Here is a 16,480-nt window from a genome sequence, read left to right on the forward strand (position 1 = left end):
GCCGCAGCTCTTCTCGTCGTCGCCGAGGACAAGCTCGACGAGTACGGGCTCGAGCCGATCGGATTCCTGGAGGGCTGGACCGCCGCGGGCTGCGATCCCGCGACCATGGGTCTCGGCCCGGTCGCGGCGACCCGGAAGCTGTTCGACCGCACCGGACTCGGATTCGACGACTTCGATCTCGTCGAACTCAACGAGGCGTTCGCCTGTCAGGTTCTCGGTGTGCTGAAGGAATGGGGCTGGGACGACCGGGACCGCCTCAACGTCAACGGATCCGGTATCTCGCTGGGCCACCCGATCGGCGCGACCGGTGTGCGCATGACGGCGACCGCCCTGCACGAACTGAAGCGCCGTGGCGGCGGCCGAGCACTGGTGACCATGTGCATCGGCGGCGGCCAGGGCATGGCCGCCTCGATCACCACCGCATAGGACACGAGATGACGGACCGCGACTGGACCCTGTGGGCACGCTGCCGGGGCATGGACACCACGACGTTCTTCCCGCAGAAGGAGGACGGCCGGCTCGCGGCGGCGCGCGCCGAAGCCGCGGCCAAATCGATCTGCCGATCGTGCGCGGTGGTCGCCGAATGCCGCGAGACGGCGCTGCAGGCGGACGAGACGCACGGCATCTGGGGCGGCATGACGTACGCGGAGCGCCGCGCATACGCCCGCGCGCGGAAGCTGGGTCGCGTACTGTCCGCGTGACCGCTCGCCGTTACTGTGGGTTACCGGAGCGAACGTACCGTTCGGCTCCTTCGACCGACGGAACGGTACGTTCGCTCGAAAAACGCGACGAGTGCAGGCGAGCGCGGAGAGAGTGTGGAAGGCACGCGGGTGGCTGAGAACGGGACGGACGAGGTCGGTGCCGGCGGCGCGCACGGTGCCCTCGACCGGAACACGGTGCTCGGCAAGGTCATGATCGTGCTGCACGCCTTCACGATCGACGACCACGGCGTCAGCCTGGCCGAACTCGCCCGCCGCACCGGCATCCCGAAGGCTTCGCTGCACCGTATCGCCACCGATCTCGTCGGGGTGCGGCTGCTCGAACGCACCCCGGCCGGGTACCGGCTCGGCCGCCACCTCTTCGAACTGGGGATGCGCGCCTCGGTGGAGCGCAGTCTCGTCGAGGTCGCGATCCCGTTCATGGAGGACCTGTACGAACGCACCCACGAGACGGTGCGCCGACCTGCCGGTGGCCGCCGATCTTGGTCAGGTAGATGACCTCCATGCCGTCACGGATCCCGAAATGCACCGTCTCGGGTCGGCGGCCGGATGCCTTTGTACTGCACCGCAATCGGGCGTGCCCTGCTGGCGTGGGCGGAACCCGAGGTGGTGACGCAGGTGCTCACCGGCCCGCTGCCGCGCCGCACTCCGCGCACCGTCGCGACCCCCGGCATGCTGCGGCAGCTGCTCGACCGGGTGATCGCCGAGGGCGTGTCCTACGAGTTCGAGGAGTCCGCGCCGGGCATCGTGTGCGTCGGCGCCCCGATCTTCGAATCGGAGGGACGTGCCGTCGCCGCGATCAGTGTCACCGGCCCGGTGACCGGGTTCCGGCCGCAGCAGCACGCCGCGTCGGTACGCGCGGCCGCGGCCGGTATCGGTGCGACCCTCGCGCGGCGCGCCCATCTGTCCGAACAGCCCGACTGAGCTCAGCCGAGGCTGGTCACCGGGATCAGTCCGCGCGTGATCGCCGAGCTCTCGTCGGACAACAGGAACGAAATGACCTTCGCGATGTCCTCCGGCTTCGACCAGTGCGTCGTGTCCGCGTCGGGCATCGCGGCCCGGTTGCCGGGGGTGTCGATGACCCCGGGCAACAGCGCATTGACGCGGATTCGGTCGGGCCGGTACTCGACGGCGAGGGACTGCACGAGCGACGCGACCGCTGCCTTCGACGCGATGTAGGCGGCTGCGCCGGTGAACGGATTGTTGGTCGTGGCCGCCGAGATGCACACCACGGAGCCGCCGCCACCGCGGATCAGATGCGGCAGCGCCGCCTGCGTCACCGCGTAGGTGGTGCGCAGATTGAGGTCGATCTGGGAGTCGAGCACCTCGACCGGAGCCTCGTGGACACGCTGACCGGACACGAAGCCGCCGACCAGGTTGACCACACCGAACAGCGGGGCATCGGGATCGGCGGCGAGGTCGACGGCTGCTTCGAGCTGCGCCTCGTCGGACAGGTCGGCCTCGATGAGGTGCAGGTTCGGGTGTTCGGGGACGCGGTCGAGCTCCTCCTTGACGAGCCACGGCACGACGACCCGCCAGCCCGCCGCCAGCAGATGCGCGGTCACGGCGGAGCCCAGGCCGCCGGTGCCACCGGTGATGAGTGTGGTGCGTGTCATAGTCGGCAGATTAGGGCATGGCAAGTCACAGTCGCGCGGCGGGTTCCGGCAGGTGGGCAGTGCAGTGCCCCAGCTGTGCGTGTAGATGCCCACAACGGGCGCACCTGTGACGTACGTTCGAGGTCATGAAGGATATCGAGGCCGAACGCATCACTGTCGGCGGATTGTCGGCGTTCTTCGCGCGCCCGCTCGGACGCAGCCGCGGCGGGATGCTGCTTCTCCCCATGATCACCGGCATCGGCGCGCAGGTCCGCGAATACGCCGAGGACATCGCCGGAGCAGGACTGACCGCGCTCGTGTGGGACCCGTTCCACGGGGTCAGCGACGACGACGCCCCGCGCGAACGCCTCGTCGAACTGATGAACGGCCTCGACGACGAGGCATGCGTCGCCGAGATGCGCACGTTGCTCGACCACATGTTCGGCGAACTGGAACTCGAGTCGGTCGGTGTGATCGGCTGGTGCCTCGGTGGACGCCTCGCCCTGATCCTCGGCAGCCGCGACGACCGGCTGGCGAACGTCGTCGCCTACCACCCGTCGATCCACGACGAGAGGCCCCCGAACCAGACCGTCGATGCCGTCGACAGCGCCGGGCGGATCGCCGCGCCGGTGATGGTGCTGCACGCGGGCGCCGACACCATCATGTCGCCGGACACGTTCGCCCGGTTGCAGACGACCTTGCAGAACCGGGAGTCGGGCGCGACCGTAATGCACGTTTATCCGGGTGCCGAGCACGGTTTCAGCGTGCGCGCCCGGCACACGAACCCGGTCAACGCCGCAGCGTATGCGGTGTCCTGGCCGCAGGTTCTCGAGTTCGCGGCCGCGACGACGACGGGCGACGACCGGGGCAGGTTGCGTCCGTCCGGCTGAGGACGACGATGGAGAGTGCGCACGGCAGGTTCGGTCACACAAGGAAGTGAGACTCGCCTATGAGTTCGGACGTACAGAGTTCAGCAGGACGCAGCGTGGTGGGGGAACCCGACCGTAGCGATGAGGTGACCGTCCTCGAACAGGTGGTCATCCGCATCGCCGGCGACTCCGGCGACGGCATGCAGCTCGCCGGGGACCGGTTCACCGCCGAAGCCGCCGCGTTCGGCAACGACCTGGCCACCCAACCGAACTTCCCTGCGGAGATCCGCGCTCCGCAGGGCACGCTGCCCGGTGTCTCGAGCTTCCAGATCCAGATCGCCGAGTACGACATCCTCACCGCCGGCGACCGCCCCGACGTGCTCGTCGCGATGAACCCGGCCGCGCTGAAATCGAACATTGCGGACCTGCCGGCCGGCGGAATCCTCATCGTCGACATCGACGAGTTCACCAAGCGCAACCTCGCGAAGGTCGGCTACGACTCCGACCCGCTCGCGACCCCGGAATTCGAGCAGTACCAGGTGCACGCGATCCCGATGACGTCGTTGACCGTCGGTGCCGTGGAACCGGCCGGGCTCGGACGGAAGGACTCGCAGCGGTCGAAGAACATGTTCGCGCTCGGCGTGCTGTCGTGGATGTACGGACGGCCGATCGCCCCGGTCGAGGAATTCCTCGACCGGAAGTTCGCGGCCCGGCCCGACGTCGCGCAGGCGAACATCCTGGCATTGCGCGCCGGCTGGAACTACGGGGAAACCACCGAATCGTTCGCCTCGCGATTCGAGATCGCAGCGGCGGCCCTGCCGTCCGGGACCTATCGGCAGATCACCGGCAACACCGCGCTCGCGTACGGGCTGGTCGCGGCCGGGCGGACGGCCGGGATGGACGTGTTCCTCGGCACCTACCCGATCACCCCGGCGTCGGACATCCTGCACGAACTGAGCAAACTCAAGCACTTCGGCGTGGTCACCTTCCAGGCGGAGGACGAGATCGCCGGGATCGGCGCCGCGCTCGGCGCGTCCTACGGCGGTGCGCTCGGCGTCACCAGCACGTCCGGTCCCGGTGTCGCCCTGAAATCCGAGGCGATCGGACTGGCGGTGATGACGGAACTGCCGCTGATCGTCGTCGACGTCCAGCGTGGTGGCCCGTCGACGGGCCTGCCCACCAAGACCGAACAGGCCGACCTGCTGCAGGCCATGTTCGGCCGCAACGGCGAATCCCCGGTCGCGATCGTCGCGCCGCAGTCCCCGGCCGACTGTTTCGACGCGGCGCTCGAGGCCGCGCGGATCGCCGTCACCTACCGCACCCCGGTGATGTTGCTGTCCGACGGCGCGATCGCCAACGGTTCCGAACCGTGGCGGATCCCCGACGTCGCGACGCTGCCCGCCATCGAACCGGACCTCGCGCGTGCGAACGGCGAGGGCGCCCACCTGCCGTATGCGCGGGACCCGGACACGCTGGCCCGGGACTGGGCGATCCCGGGGACGGCCGGTCTCGAACACCGCATCGGCGGACTCGAGAAGGCCAACGGCACCGGCGACATCTCGTACCACCACACCAACCACGAACTCATGACGCGGGTGCGCGCGGCCCGGATCGCCGGGATCACCGTGCCCGACCTCGACGTGGACGACCCGACCGGTGACGCGACCGTCCTCGTCCTCGGCTGGGGTTCGTCGTTCGGCCCGATCGGTGAGGCGGTGCGCCGGATGCGACGCGGTGGGCACGCGATCGCGCGGGCGCACCTGCGGCATCTGAATCCGATGCCCGCGAATCTCGGTGAGGTTCTCGGCCGGTACCGCCGGGTGCTGGTGCCCGAGATGAACCTCGGCCAGTTGTCGCTGCTGCTGCGCGCCCGGTTCGACGCGGACATCCAGCCCGTGACGAAGGTGTCCGGCATGGCCTTCCGGGCCGACGAACTGCACGACGCGCTGCTCGCGGAGGTCGCCGGCACCCTCGCCGCCACGGAGGACGCGAAGACCCGGGCCGCGGTCGCGGCCGTCGTGAAGAAGGGGGAGCGGGCATGACCGGTGGGATGCGAGTCGGCGCCGACCTCGGGTTGACGGCGCACGCGCACGTGCCGCACACCGACGAACCGCAGAAGGCGAAGGACTACACGTCTTCGCAGGAAGTGCGTTGGTGCCCCGGGTGCGGTGACTACGTCATCCTCGCGACAGTCCGGTCGGTGCTGCCGCAACTGGGCATCAAGCGGGAGAACGTCGTGTTCGTCTCGGGTATCGGCTGCTCCTCCCGCTTCCCGTACTACCTCGACACGTACGGTGTGCACTCGATCCACGGCCGCGCCCCGACCCTGGCGACCGGCCTGGCGGTGAGCCGGCCGGACCTGTCGGTGTGGGTCGTCACCGGCGACGGCGACAGCCTCTCGATCGGCGGCAACCATCTCATCCACGCCCTCCGCCGCAATGTGAACATGCGAATTCTCATGTTCGACAACAGGATCTACGGTCTGACCAAGGGGCAGTACTCGCCGACCTCCGAGACGGGAAAGGTCACCAAGTCGACGCCGATGGGATCGCTCGACGCGCCGTTCAACCCGCTGTCGCTGGCGGTCGGCGCGGAGGGCACGTTCGTCGCGCGCGCCCTCGATTCCGACCGGGCGGGTCTGACCGAGGTGCTGCTGGCCGCGGCGCGGCACCGCGGCACCGCGTTCGTCCAGATCCTCCAGGACTGCCCCATCTTCAACGACGGTTCGTTCGACGCCCTGCGCAAGGACGGCGCGGAGCATCGGCTCGTCCCCGTCGTGCACGGCAAGCCCATCGTCTTCGGTGTCGACGACCAATGGTGCGTGGTACGAAGCGGATTCGGGCTGCGGGTGGTGCCGACCGCGGAGACCGCACCCGAGGACATCGTCGTCCACGACGCGCACACCGACGACCCCGAGTACGCCTACGCGCTGACGCGACTGTCGACGCACGATCTGACCTACACCGTCACCGGGGTTCTCCGCGCGGTCGCGCGGGACACGTACGACGACGGGGTGCGCGCCCAGATCGCACAGGCGCGGCAGGAGAAGCCTGCGGATCTACAGGCGCTGCTCAACGGTTCCAATACCTGGAGCGTGTGAGCGGTGTGCCTTTGTGGCGGCTGGGGGCGCCACAAAGGCACACCGGCGCGTCAGCGCACTTCGCCGCGGATCACGGTGGCGCGCACGCGGTCCGCCTGCGGTGACGCCAACACCTCGGCGAGGGAGCGATCGAGCAGCACCAGGTCGGCTTCGGCGCCTACGCGGATCGTGCGGGCGGGGCCGCCGGGGTCGTCGAGCGGTGCCAGGTACCGGTCGAGTGCCTCGCTCGAATCGATACGTTCTGCGGGCCCGACGATCTCGCCGGTGGGACAGCGCCGGTCGACGGCGGCGGCGATCACCTCCCACGGGTCGAGCGGGCCGTACGGGGCGTCGCTGGACAACGCCGTGGGGACGTGCCCGTCGATGAGGCTCCGGCACCGATACAGGTCCGGTAGGTCGCGCGGTTCGACGTCGTGCAGATAGTCGTCGCCGCGGTGCGCCAGGAAACCCGGCTGGGTGACGACGGTCAGGCCCCGCCGGCGGAGCTGCTCGATCGTCTCGGCCGGGATCAACGCACCGTGCTCGATGCGGTCGCCGGGGCGGGTGCCGGCCTCGTCGAGGGCGACGAGCAGGATGAGCAGTGCCTCGCGGGTGACGCAGTGCGCGGCGATCGCCCGTCCGGCCTCGTGCACGCGGCGGATCGTCGCGACCAGGTCGTCGAGTTCGGGTAGCCCCGAGTCCGCGAGCACGATCTTGTAGGGACCGGAGCTCAGGGAGTATGTGCACCAGGATGATTCGTGGTGGAGCGGTACTCCGAGCAGGCGCATCCGCTGGGGCACGATCCCGCGGAGGTGGGCGTCGACCAATGCGTCCAGCGAACTCTCCGACAGATCCGGGGTGGCGTCGGTGATCCCCGTGATCCCGAATCTCGTCAGGTCGGCGCCGACGGCGTCCAAGGCTGGCGGCGCGGTCGCGGGCAGTCGGTCGCGCAGCCAGTCATCCGCGCGCCACACCCGGCCGGTGGGCCGCCCCCGTTCGTCGCGTTCCACCCCCGGATGATCCGCATTGTCGAGCCGGACCCGCGCGGCGGCGGCCGTGTTCAGCACCCACATCGCGCCGCTGCGGTGCTGGATCCGCACCGGCCGGGTGGCGTGGATCCGGTCCAAGCCCGCCGAGTCCAGCAGTCCCGCCACCGACTCGATGTAGCCGACGCCGCGGATCCAGTCGTCGCCCGGCGCGGCGGCGAGAGCATCGGTGAGGTCGCCGGCCGAGCGCACGTGCGGCGGACCGCACCGCACCGACATTCGTTGTGCGGCAGCGGCGTGCAGGTGCAGGTGGTGGTCGTGCAGGCCGGGAATCAGGGCCCCGCCGCGACCGTCGAGCACCTCGGCAGTACCCGGCACGTCGAGCCCGGGACCGACCGCGACGATCACCCCGGCCCGGATCAGCACGTCGACACCGGGCCGTCCCGCGACCTCGACATCGCGAACCAGCAGCGTGTTCATCGCCGGATCTTCAACTCGGACAGCACCTTGTCGGTGTCGCGCCCCGATTCCGGCGCGAGACCCGACGGTGTGCGCGGTGCCGGTTCGGCGACCGCGACGGCGCCGTTCGTGGTGTCCACCCACCACCGATCTCCGGACCGATATGTCTGCGGTACAACGGATTCGGAGTCGGTGAGCGTGGCGGCGACGACCGCGGACATCGCAACGTCCCACAGGTGCCCGCGATCCCCGTTCGGTGCCGACATCGCGAGCGCCGCCGCGGTCAGTCCGGTCAGGGGATCGGCGATCGCGTCGCCGACGAACACCGGTGTGCCACGGTCGTATCCGACCAGGCCTGCGGACGCGGCGACGTCGTCACCGAAACCGACGCGGTTGCTGCCGCGGCCGTGTGCGGTGATCGACATCCAGGTTCCCCCGTCGGCGACGAATGCGTCCGCGTCGAGGCCGAATCCGGCGAGCGCGCGCGGCCGGGACGCTTCGATCACGATGTCCGCCGCCGCGACCAGGCTGTGCAGCGCGTCGCGTTCGGCGGGCACGTTCGGATCGAGCACCACCGACTCGTGGCCGGCGTGCAGCAACCGGTAGAAGTCGGGATTGCCGCGCCGCGCACCGTCGGGCCGCCACGGTGTCTCCACCTTCACCACGCGGGCGCCGGCCAGCCCCAGCAGATGAGCGCACAGCGGCCCGGCCCACAGCGCACTGAAGTCGACGACGAGCAGACCCTCGACCGATCGCGGCGCGGCCGGCACCGGCGGAACCGCGATCGGCGCGGCGACGGGCCCGGCGGCGACGCCCAGCAGTTCGGCGCGTTCGGCCAGTTCGGCGCCGGTGTGCTCGCGCAACCACCGGCCGACGACCGGCCACGGATCGTCGTCGATCTCGGCGCACACCAGCGCGCCGAGGAGTATCGGATCGTCGGGGCGGGCGCACGAGACAGCCGCCCACCCGTCGGCGGTCGGCAGCAGCCGGCACGATCCGCCCGCAGACACCGCCCCGGACCTGCGGTGACCGGTGAACGCGGCGCGCTCGGAGAGCAATCGGGCGCCGTCGAGCCGGACCGCCCCGGAGGACGCGGCCGCGACGAAGTCGGACAGTTCCCGTGCCCGGGTCGCGGCACGCCCGGGTGGGATCAGCGGGGGACCGTCGAGAAAACCGGTCAGGGCGGCGATTCCGCTCTCGGCCCAGTCCTCGACGGGATCAAGGCTCGGACCGGTCGACACGTGGCCGATGTTACATTGCCCCGGGATGGGGCCGATGGGACCGCCTTCGGGCGGTGACGACCTCGAGGCGGAACGAATGGTGAACGGATGAACGTCGACGCGTCACTGGGCAAGACCGAGGTGCGCACGATCGGGGTGGCGGATCTCGCCGCCGGCGCGGCCCACACACCTCTGCTCACCGGCGGCGGGGTGCTCGACGCACCCGTGCTGGTCGTCGATCTGGACGGTGCGCCCGACGACCTGCTTCCCGTCGCCGCCGACCGTGCCCGCGACTGCGACCGCCTGCTCGTCGGCCGGTTCGGGGGAGGCGACATCGAGGACGCTCCGGAACTGGGCCTGCTGCTCGATGCCCTCGACCTCACCTACGTCGCGGGTCCCGACCCGCGCGAGCGGACGGTGGTGGGGTCCGGCGACCTCGACGACGCGATCGCCGGGTTCGTCGCGGCCGTCACCTGGAACCCCTATGCCGCGCTGACGGCCGGTCAGGTGTTGCGTGCCGCCGAGACGCTTCCGGTGCCCGCCGCGATCGACGTCGAGTCGCTCGGCTATTCGACACTGCAGGGCGGCCCCGAGTTCCACCGGTGGCTCGACGAGCGCGGCCCGCGTCCGCTGCCGCCACCGGCCCCGCAGGAACCGGTGCTGATCGCCCGCGACGACGACACGCTGCACATCACCCTGAACCGTCCCGAACGCCGCAATGCCTACGGCACGCAGTTGCGGGATGCTCTCGTCGAGGCGCTGGGCGTCGCGTTGCTCGACGACAGCATCGGCCGGGTCGTCCTCGACGGTGCCGGACCGTCGTTCTGCGCGGGTGGTGACCTCGACGAATTCGGCCGCACCCCGGACACCGCCGTCGCGCACCTGATCCGCACCCGCGGCGGTGCCGGTCGCCTGGTCGCGCGCCTGCGGGACCTCACCGAGGTACGGGTGCACGGTCACTGCGTCGGCGCGGGCATCGAGATTCCGGCGTTCGCCGGTCACATCGTCGCCGCGCCCGACACGGTGTTCCGGTTGCCCGAGGTCTCGATGGGTCTGATCCCGGGGGCGGGCGGGACCGTGAGCGTGCCGCGGCGGATCGGTCGCTGGCGCGCCCTGCACCTGTTCGTCACCGCCGTCGCGCTCGGTGCCGAGCGGGCGTTGTCGTGGGGATTGATCGACGAGATCGCGGGCGGATAGTAAACGAAACCGGCGTCGTGTGCGAAGCTCACGTGAGAATCGCGCACAACGCCGGTTTCGATTGAACGGAAACAGCACTCAGGCCATCAGGGCGGTGAACTTCCAGTCCAGCACCGGCGTCGGGTCCGCTTCGCCGCTGTTCCCATTCGCGGCACCGCCGCGGTGCGCGAACACCAGCGAGCGCAGCTTCAGTACACCGCCGCCGTCGGGCAGGGGAGTCGCGGACTCGACGTGCAGGTCGCTGGTGAGCGTGTCGCCCTCGTGCACGGGACCGGTGTGGTCGCAGGACTGCCAGCCGAGCACCGTCACGAGATTCGGCAGCGCGCGGGTGGCCTGCGAGAGCGCGAGACCGATCGTGTGCCCGCCGTACACGAGGCGGCCGGCGGCGCCGACTCGCTCGTCGTGATGGGTCGCGGCGATGTTGAGCGTCAGCCGCGCGAGTTCCGGTGCGCTGGAAACCACGTCGCCGCTCGACCGCAGGACCGCGCCGGCGAGCGACGGGTCGAAATGCGTTCCGGGAACGCGATCGCGGTACTCGGCGAGGTTCCAGTCGGCCGGTGCGGCCCACTCGGGTTCGTCCTGCGGGCCGATCGACGACAGGTCGTCGGTGCGGGTCGCGGTCGCCGGGTCGGTCGCCGGGTTCAGCGGCAGCATCGCGCAGCGGTAGAAGTCGAGCACGGTGCGGCCCTGCTGGTCGACGGTGTTCATCCGCAGTGCCGCCAATCCGGTCGCGGCGCGTCCCGGCTTGACCGAATTGCTCTTGAGTCCGACGACCTCGGTCGTCGTGTACAGGGTGTCGCCGATGCGCGGGAACCGGTGGAAGCGCAGGCCCCGGTAGAACAGGTTGGCCTTGACGTGGTGGGTGGCGAGCGTGGACTGGCCGATCGCGAGATCGGTGACCAGGCCGGCGTGCGCGATCGGGCCCGCGGCGACCGCGGTCGACAGGTGTGTGTCGAGCGCCAGGCGCAGGCGGTCGCCGAGGATCGCCTGGTGGGTCGCGGCGAGGCCGTCGGTGATGGTGACGGCGGGGGCGGTGTCGAACACCTGGCCGACCGTCAGGTCGTCGAAGTAGGGTCCGCCGACGTGGGTGGCTTCGGTTGCGGGAGTGGTCATCTCAGGCTCCGATCTTCGTCAGGGTGCGGCGGGCGGCGACGGCGACGGCTTCGTCGAGCATCTGTCCGTCGAGCTGGGCGGCTCCGGCTCCGCGCGCCTCGGCCTCCTCCAGTGCGGCCAGGACCTTGCGGGCCGCCTCGACCTGGTCGTCGGTGGGGGTGAATGCTGCTGCAGCGGAATCGATCTGGGCCGGATGGATGACCCACTTGCCGTCGAAACCGAGATCGGCGACCCAGCGTGCCGAGTGACGGAAGGCGTCGTCGTCGGCGATGCCGAGGAACGGTCCGTCGACGGCCTGCACACCCGCGGCGCGGGCGGCGTGCAGCACCCGATCCTGCACGTAGATCCAGTGCTCGGGGGCGGCGGTGCGGGAACGGCCCAGGGCGGCACCGAGATCGGCGTATCCGATGATGACACCCGCCACGCGCGCACCACAGACGATCTCGTCGATGCGCTGCACACCCGCGGGTGTCTCGATGAGCGCCTGGACGACGGCGTTCGACGAGCCGAGGATGCGATCGGCCTCGGCGAGGTCCGCCGCGCTCTCCACCTTGGGGATCACGATCGAGGCGAGGGCATCGCCGAGTTCGGCGCACGCCCGCAGGTCGTCCTCGAACCAGGGGGTGCCGCGTCCGTTGATGCGCACCGACACCGTGCGCCGGCTGCCGTGCTCGCGGACCAGGGGGGCGACGAGGTCGCGGGCGGCGTCCTTCTGCGCGGGGGTGACGGCGTCCTCGAGGTCGAGGACGACTTCGTCGGCGGCGGAGGCGAGAGCCTTGGACGCCTTGCGTTCGTCGGAACCGGGTGCGACGAGCACCGCTCGCCTGCGGACGTGTTGCTCGGGAGTCACGGAGAACCTCATGGAGAGTCGGAGCGGCAGGAACGGCGCTAAATGTACGGCCATTGTGTGGGGTTGCGCCACCCCATAGGTAGGCGCAGCGGGTCCTATCACCGAAAACTCTCGAAACAAAGTGGATGCTCGTCGAAACCTCCATTGACAATGGCATGCCGTACTACACAAAATGGCCGTACAAAGTTTCGGGTCCGCGTGGCCCGCTCCGAAACCGAAGGGTCACCTGCGTGAGCTACAACCTGAACGACGAAGAGGCCTTCCTGGTCAAGACCGTCCGCGACTTCATCGACCGCGAGGTCAAGCCGACGGTGCAGGAGGTCGAGCACGCCAACGAGTACCCCGAGAAGTGGATCGAGCAGATGAAGCAGATCGGGATCTACGGTCTGGCGGTCCCGGAGGAATACGGCGGCTCGCCGGTGTCGATGCCCTGCTACGTGCAGGTCACCGAGGAACTCGCCCGCGGCTGGATGTCCCTGTCGGGTGCCATGGGCGGCCACACGGTCGTCGCCAAGCTGCTGACCCTGTTCGGCACCGAGGAGCAGAAGCGCAAGTACCTGCCGAAGCTGGCCACCGGTGAGATCCGGGCGACGATGGCGCTGACCGAGCCCGGCGGCGGCTCCGACCTGCAGGCCATGACCACCACCGCCAAGCGCGACGGCGACGACCTGGTCATCAACGGCGCGAAGACGTGGATCACCAACGCCCGCCGCTCCGGCCTGATCGCGCTGCTGTGCAAGACCGACCCGGCGGCCACGCCGCGCCACAAGGGCATCTCCGTGGTGCTCGTCGAGCACGGACCGGGCCTGACCGTCTCGCGTGACCTGCCGAAGCTCGGTTACAAGGGTGTCGAGAGCTGCGAGCTGAGCTTCGACAACTACCGGATCTCCGCCGACGCCATCCTCGGTGGCGAGCCCGGCAAGGGCTTCGCCCACATGATGAAGGGCCTCGAGACCGGTCGCCTGCAGGTCGCGTCGCGCGCCCTCGGTGTCGCCACCGCGGCGCTCGAGGATTCGCTGGCGTACGCGCAGCAGCGCGAGAGCTTCGGCCAGCCCATCTGGAAGCACCAGTCCATCGGCAACTACCTCGCCGAGATGGCCACCAAGCTGACCGCCGCGCGGCAGCTGGCCCGCTACGCCGCCGAGCGGTACGACAGCGGCGAGCGGTGCGACATGGAAGCGGGCATGGCGAAGCTGTACTGCTCGGAGGTCGCCATGGAGATCGCCCTGAACGCGGTCCGCATCCACGGCGGCTACGGCTACTCCACCGAGTACGACGTCGAACGCTACTTCCGCGACGCGCCGCTGATGATCGTCGGTGAAGGCACCAACGAGATCCAGCGCAACGTCATCGCGAGCCAGCTCGTGGCCCGCGGCGGAATCTGACACGATCCCGGATCGGTAGGATCCCCGCGTCATGAGCGGTAGGGAACGAGAATCGGAGCCGGCGTACGCGCAGCTGTCACGGCAGTTGCGCGAGGCCGTCGAATCCGGTCGGTACCGGGACGGGGTCCGGCTGCCCACAGAGGCCGAACTCGCGCAGCAGCACGGCGTGAGCCGGCAGACGGTGCGCCGGGCCTTCCAGGACCTCGTGGCCGACGGCGTCGTGTACCGGGTTCCCGGACGCGGCACGTTCGCCAACGAACCCGGGCGCCGGTACGGGCGTCCGCACGGTTCGATCGAGGACCTGCTCGCGCTGTCCGCGGACACGACGATGGAGATCGTCACCCCGCTGCACCGCAAGGTCGACATCGAGGCGGCCAGCCGGTTGCGCCTCGACACGGACCTGCTCCATTCGGTGACGTTCCGCCGTCTGCACGACGGCGTGCCGTTCGTCCACACCACCATCTGGCTGCCGGGTCCGATCGCCGCGTACGTGCAGGACGCGCCGGAACTGGCGGCGGGTGCGTCGAGCAAGGTCACACTCATCGGTCTGCTCGAGCCGCACCTGCCGCATCCGATCGTCCGGGCCGCACAGTCGATCACCGTGGCCCCGGCGACCGCCGAGGTCGCTTCGGAGCTGGGCTGCGAGGTGGGCCATCCGATGTTGCGGGTGGATCGCCTCTACTCCGACACGGAGGGCACGCCGACCGAACTGTCGGTCAGCTACTTTCTGCCCGAGCACTACACCTATCGAGTCACCCTCACACGAGCCGAGCACTGACGACCGCCGGCCCCGACCACACAGGAGTCCAGAACATGCGCGTATTCCAGGGCATCGCCGAGATCGAAGCCGCTGTCGGCGAGCACCTCGGCTACAGTGATTGGCTCGAGATCACGCAGGAGCGCGTGAACACGTTCGCCGACGCCACCGGCGACCACCAGTGGATCCACGTCGATCCCGAGCGTGCCGCGTCCGGCCCGTACGGGACGACGATCGCCCACGGCTACCTCACGCTGTCGCTTCTGCCGGTCCTCGGCTCGCAGATCTTCACCGTCGAAGGCCTGAAGATGCGTGTCAACTACGGGTCCAACAAGGTGCGCTTCCCCGCGCCGGTGCCGGTGGGCTCGAAGGTCCGCGCCGGTGCCACGGTCAAGTCCGTCGACCGCACCCCCAAGGGCGCGAACCTGGTCCTGTCCTACACCGTCGAGGTCGAGGGTGGCGACAAGCCGGCGCTGATCGCCGAGACGGTCGCCGTTCTCGTCGAGTGAGCCCGATCAGACGGTGCAGCCGCGGGCGCTGACCGGCCAGCGGTCGACGACCTCGCGGCCGCGGGTGACGATGAGCTCGTCCGCCAGGCTCACGGCGTTGCACACGTGATTCGGGATCACCCGTAGCCGCGCCCCGAGATCGGGGCGCGGCACATCGGGGCCGGCCGGCCACGCGACCGTCGCATGGTGTTCCGACAGGGCGGTGATCCGTGCGTCCGGAACCCCGAGGATCAGGCCGTACCCGGTGGCCCACGGCGCCCGATCTGCGCCGAGCGACTTGCTCCCCGCGTCGAGCACGACGACACCGTCACGTGCGGAGACGACGGTTGCGAGGACGGTGAGCGCCACCTCTTCCTCGGTGACCGTGCCGAGCTCGAGCTGCTGGGCGTCGCCGAAGACGTACACGCCGGGCCGTAGCTCGGTCGCGGCCGTGTCCAGGTAGGCGGTGGGAGTCGAGCCCCCGCTGACGATTCCCGGTTCGATCCCGGCGCCGCGCAGCGAGTCCGCGGCTGTTCGCAGGGCTGCGGATTCCTCGGCCGCTGCGGCGCCGGGCCGGCCCGGTCCGTACGAGTGACCGGGAAAGGTGAAGACCCCCGCGACGGTCAGTCCCGCCGCGGTTGCCGCAGCCGCCACCGCACCGGCGTGCCCGGGTGCCACGCCGGTGCGGTGGTGGCCGCTGTCGACCTCCACGAGAACCTCGATCGCGGTGCCCGCGTGCGTCGCGAGCGCCCGCGCCCCCTCCACCGAATCGACTCCGACCGTGACACGCGTACGCTCCGCGAGCGCCGCGAGCCGCGCGCCGCGGGCGGCATCGACCCACAGCGGATACGCAACGAACAGGTCGCCGAAGCCGTGATCGGCGAACACCTCCGCCTCGGACACCGTCGCGACCGTCAATCCGGCCGCGCCGGCGGCGATCTGGAGTCGCGCGATGTCGGGGCTCTTGTGGGTCTTCGCATGCGGGCGCAGCGTCACGCCCCGGGTCCGTGCGGATTCGGCCATCCGTTCGATGTTGCGGTCGAGTACGTCGCGGTCGACGAGGAGCGCCGGGGTGGCGGTGACGGCATCGAACAAGGTCATGCGCGCACCGTACACTCGGCCCGTGGAAAGCCGGCCCGTGTTCGATCCCGATGACGTCCGACGTGCGGAAGCGGCACTGCGGACCCCGGACATCGAGCGGTGGGCGCAACGGTTCGAACTGCTCTCCGACGTCAATCGTCTGCGGATGCTGCTGTGCCTGCACCACGCGCCCGGTATCCGCGTCACCGATCTCGCGACTGCGCTCGGTATGACCGGCACCGCCGTTTCGCACGCGCTGAGGTTGCTGCGCGACCGCGGATGGGTCTCGGCGACACGGGACGGCCGGGCCGTGCGGTATCGGCTCGTCGACGACACGGTGCACGAGATGCTGCATTCGATCGGTGCGACGCACCAGCACGCCGCGCACTCCCACGAGAACGACTGATTCCGCCATCGGGGTCGGCGAGCGCGGCTTATCGTGGATACGAGCCTGTGAAGCAGGCGGAGCGAGGTCGTATGCACGAACTGTCGATCGCGCAGGATGTGGTCGAGACGGTGTGCGAACGCGCCGGCGGGCGGCGCGTCCGTAGCGTGCGCATGGTCGTCGGGGCTTTGTGTGCGGTGGTTCCGGACTCGATGTACTTCTGCTTCGAATTGGCGGCGACCGGCACCGCCGCGGAGGGCGCGCGGCTGGATCTGGAGACGCCGGACGGCGTCGGACA

General features: G+C 70.0%; 16 protein-coding genes and 2 pseudogenes. 12 read left to right on the forward strand and 6 right to left on the reverse strand.

Going from position 1 to position 16,480, the window contains the following annotated elements; translation table 11 throughout:
• The 3 genes and pseudogenes from I0Q12_RS06515 to I0Q12_RS06525 form a co-directional block, all read left to right on the forward strand.
• Positions 1–426: pseudogene (locus I0Q12_RS06515) on the forward strand (acetyl-CoA C-acyltransferase); the annotation flags it as partial.
• 8 nt (positions 427–434) lie between these two features.
• Positions 435–701: a WhiB family transcriptional regulator gene (locus I0Q12_RS06520; RefSeq protein WP_197251168.1), complete on the forward strand. Its 267-nt coding sequence runs from the start codon at positions 435–437 to the stop codon at positions 699–701.
• A 210-nt stretch (positions 702–911) separates the two neighbouring features.
• A pseudogene (locus I0Q12_RS06525) lies at positions 912–1,643 on the forward strand (IclR family transcriptional regulator).
• Between the two features lie 2 nt (positions 1,644–1,645).
• On the opposite strand, the gene I0Q12_RS06530 reads toward I0Q12_RS06525, so the two are convergent.
• Positions 1,646–2,335, reverse strand: coding sequence for an SDR family NAD(P)-dependent oxidoreductase (locus tag I0Q12_RS06530; protein WP_197251169.1), 690 nt, complete (start codon positions 2,333–2,335; stop codon positions 1,646–1,648).
• Between the two features lie 125 nt (positions 2,336–2,460).
• Between I0Q12_RS06530 and I0Q12_RS06535 the strand changes: the two genes are divergently transcribed.
• Genes I0Q12_RS06535 through I0Q12_RS06545 form a run of 3 tightly spaced genes read left to right on the forward strand, consistent with a single transcriptional unit; the run spans position 2,461 to position 6,283 of the window.
• Positions 2,461–3,204, forward strand: a complete 744-nt coding sequence (locus I0Q12_RS06535) for a dienelactone hydrolase family protein (protein ID WP_197251170.1) — start codon at positions 2,461–2,463, stop codon at positions 3,202–3,204.
• A 59-nt stretch (positions 3,205–3,263) separates the two neighbouring features.
• The gene (locus tag I0Q12_RS06540; protein WP_197251171.1) at positions 3,264–5,225 is read left to right on the forward strand and encodes a 2-oxoacid:acceptor oxidoreductase subunit alpha; all 1,962 of its coding nucleotides are present in this window, start codon (positions 3,264–3,266) and stop codon (positions 5,223–5,225) included.
• Positions 5,222–6,283, forward strand: coding sequence for a 2-oxoacid:ferredoxin oxidoreductase subunit beta (locus I0Q12_RS06545; protein ID WP_197251172.1), 1,062 nt, complete (start codon positions 5,222–5,224; stop codon positions 6,281–6,283). Before I0Q12_RS06540 ends, I0Q12_RS06545 begins: the two co-directional genes overlap by 4 nt.
• A 50-nt stretch (positions 6,284–6,333) precedes the next feature.
• Here the strand turns inward: I0Q12_RS06545 and I0Q12_RS06550 are convergent, their stop codons facing one another.
• Both I0Q12_RS06550 and I0Q12_RS06555 read right to left on the reverse strand, forming a co-directional pair.
• Positions 6,334–7,728 carry an amidohydrolase family protein gene (locus I0Q12_RS06550; protein WP_197251173.1) on the reverse strand — a complete coding sequence of 465 codons (1,395 nt, stop codon included), beginning with the start codon at positions 7,726–7,728 and terminating at the stop codon, positions 6,334–6,336.
• Positions 7,725–8,948: a CoA transferase gene (locus tag I0Q12_RS06555; RefSeq protein WP_197251174.1), complete on the reverse strand. Its 1,224-nt coding sequence runs from the start codon at positions 8,946–8,948 to the stop codon at positions 7,725–7,727. The genes I0Q12_RS06550 and I0Q12_RS06555 overlap by 4 nt, the downstream gene beginning before the upstream one ends.
• A gap of 87 nt (positions 8,949–9,035) precedes the next feature.
• On the opposite strand from I0Q12_RS06555, the gene I0Q12_RS06560 reads away from it, so the two are divergent.
• A complete protein-coding gene (locus tag I0Q12_RS06560; RefSeq protein WP_197251175.1) occupies positions 9,036–10,124 on the forward strand; it encodes an enoyl-CoA hydratase/isomerase family protein in 1,089 nt (362 codons plus the stop codon).
• A gap of 78 nt (positions 10,125–10,202) precedes the next feature.
• Here the strand turns inward: I0Q12_RS06560 and I0Q12_RS06565 are convergent, their stop codons facing one another.
• Together I0Q12_RS06565 and I0Q12_RS06570 are read right to left on the reverse strand one after the other, a co-directional pair.
• Positions 10,203–11,237 (reverse strand): MaoC family dehydratase, encoded by a 1,035-nt coding sequence (locus tag I0Q12_RS06565; protein ID WP_197251176.1) that lies wholly within the window; start codon positions 11,235–11,237, stop codon positions 10,203–10,205.
• A 1-nt stretch (position 11,238) separates the two neighbouring features.
• A complete protein-coding gene (locus tag I0Q12_RS06570) occupies positions 11,239–12,087 on the reverse strand; it encodes a CoA ester lyase (protein ID WP_307846072.1) in 849 nt (282 codons plus the stop codon).
• A 230-nt stretch (positions 12,088–12,317) separates the two neighbouring features.
• On the opposite strand from I0Q12_RS06570, the gene I0Q12_RS06575 reads away from it, so the two are divergent.
• The 3 genes from I0Q12_RS06575 to I0Q12_RS06585 are packed head-to-tail and all read left to right on the forward strand — an operon-like array spanning position 12,318 to position 14,738.
• The gene (locus I0Q12_RS06575; RefSeq protein ID WP_197251178.1) at positions 12,318–13,472 is read left to right on the forward strand and encodes an acyl-CoA dehydrogenase family protein; all 1,155 of its coding nucleotides are present in this window, start codon (positions 12,318–12,320) and stop codon (positions 13,470–13,472) included.
• Between the two features lie 31 nt (positions 13,473–13,503).
• Positions 13,504–14,250, forward strand: coding sequence for a GntR family transcriptional regulator (locus I0Q12_RS06580; RefSeq protein ID WP_197251179.1), 747 nt, complete (start codon positions 13,504–13,506; stop codon positions 14,248–14,250).
• A 35-nt stretch (positions 14,251–14,285) separates the two neighbouring features.
• Positions 14,286–14,738, forward strand: a complete 453-nt coding sequence (locus I0Q12_RS06585; RefSeq protein WP_197251180.1) for a MaoC family dehydratase — start codon at positions 14,286–14,288, stop codon at positions 14,736–14,738.
• Between the two features lie 6 nt (positions 14,739–14,744).
• Here I0Q12_RS06585 and I0Q12_RS06590 read toward each other — a convergent pair whose 3' ends face one another.
• Entirely contained in the window at positions 14,745–15,818 is a 1,074-nt protein-coding gene (locus I0Q12_RS06590) for an alanine racemase (RefSeq protein WP_197251181.1), read from the reverse strand.
• 22 nt (positions 15,819–15,840) lie between these two features.
• Between I0Q12_RS06590 and I0Q12_RS06595 the strand changes: the two genes are divergently transcribed.
• Both I0Q12_RS06595 and I0Q12_RS32150 read left to right on the forward strand, forming a co-directional pair.
• Positions 15,841–16,203 (forward strand): metalloregulator ArsR/SmtB family transcription factor, encoded by a 363-nt coding sequence (locus I0Q12_RS06595; protein WP_248675172.1) that lies wholly within the window; start codon positions 15,841–15,843, stop codon positions 16,201–16,203.
• A gap of 71 nt (positions 16,204–16,274) precedes the next feature.
• The coding region (locus I0Q12_RS32150) for a hydrogenase/urease maturation nickel metallochaperone HypA (protein ID WP_231610140.1) at positions 16,275–16,480 on the forward strand (206 nt) is incomplete at its 3' end.

It is taken from the genome of Rhodococcus sp. CX (assembly GCF_015865005.1).
Classification (GTDB): Bacteria; Actinomycetota; Actinomycetes; order Mycobacteriales; family Mycobacteriaceae; genus Rhodococcus.

What these genes read in the sequence shown, in the direction of transcription:
- I0Q12_RS06540 (WP_197251171.1), top strand. Translation starts at nt 3,264, where the DNA reads ATGAGTTCGGACGTACAGAGTTCAGCAGGACGCAGCGTGGTGGGGGAA.
- I0Q12_RS06565 (WP_197251176.1), bottom strand. Translation starts at nt 11,237, where the DNA reads ATGACCACTCCCGCAACCGAAGCCACCCACGTCGGCGGACCCTACTTC.
- I0Q12_RS06530 (WP_197251169.1), bottom strand. Translation starts at nt 2,335, where the DNA reads ATGACACGCACCACACTCATCACCGGTGGCACCGGCGGCCTGGGCTCC.
- I0Q12_RS06585 (WP_197251180.1), top strand. Translation starts at nt 14,286, where the DNA reads ATGCGCGTATTCCAGGGCATCGCCGAGATCGAAGCCGCTGTCGGCGAG.
- I0Q12_RS06545 (WP_197251172.1), top strand. Translation starts at nt 5,222, where the DNA reads ATGACCGGTGGGATGCGAGTCGGCGCCGACCTCGGGTTGACGGCGCAC.
- I0Q12_RS06550 (WP_197251173.1), bottom strand. Translation starts at nt 7,728, where the DNA reads ATGAACACGCTGCTGGTTCGCGATGTCGAGGTCGCGGGACGGCCCGGT.
- I0Q12_RS06590 (WP_197251181.1), bottom strand. Translation starts at nt 15,818, where the DNA reads ATGACCTTGTTCGATGCCGTCACCGCCACCCCGGCGCTCCTCGTCGAC.
- I0Q12_RS06520 (WP_197251168.1), top strand. Translation starts at nt 435, where the DNA reads ATGACGGACCGCGACTGGACCCTGTGGGCACGCTGCCGGGGCATGGAC.
- I0Q12_RS06535 (WP_197251170.1), top strand. Translation starts at nt 2,461, where the DNA reads ATGAAGGATATCGAGGCCGAACGCATCACTGTCGGCGGATTGTCGGCG.
- I0Q12_RS06580 (WP_197251179.1), top strand. Translation starts at nt 13,504, where the DNA reads ATGAGCGGTAGGGAACGAGAATCGGAGCCGGCGTACGCGCAGCTGTCA.
- I0Q12_RS06560 (WP_197251175.1), top strand. Translation starts at nt 9,036, where the DNA reads ATGAACGTCGACGCGTCACTGGGCAAGACCGAGGTGCGCACGATCGGG.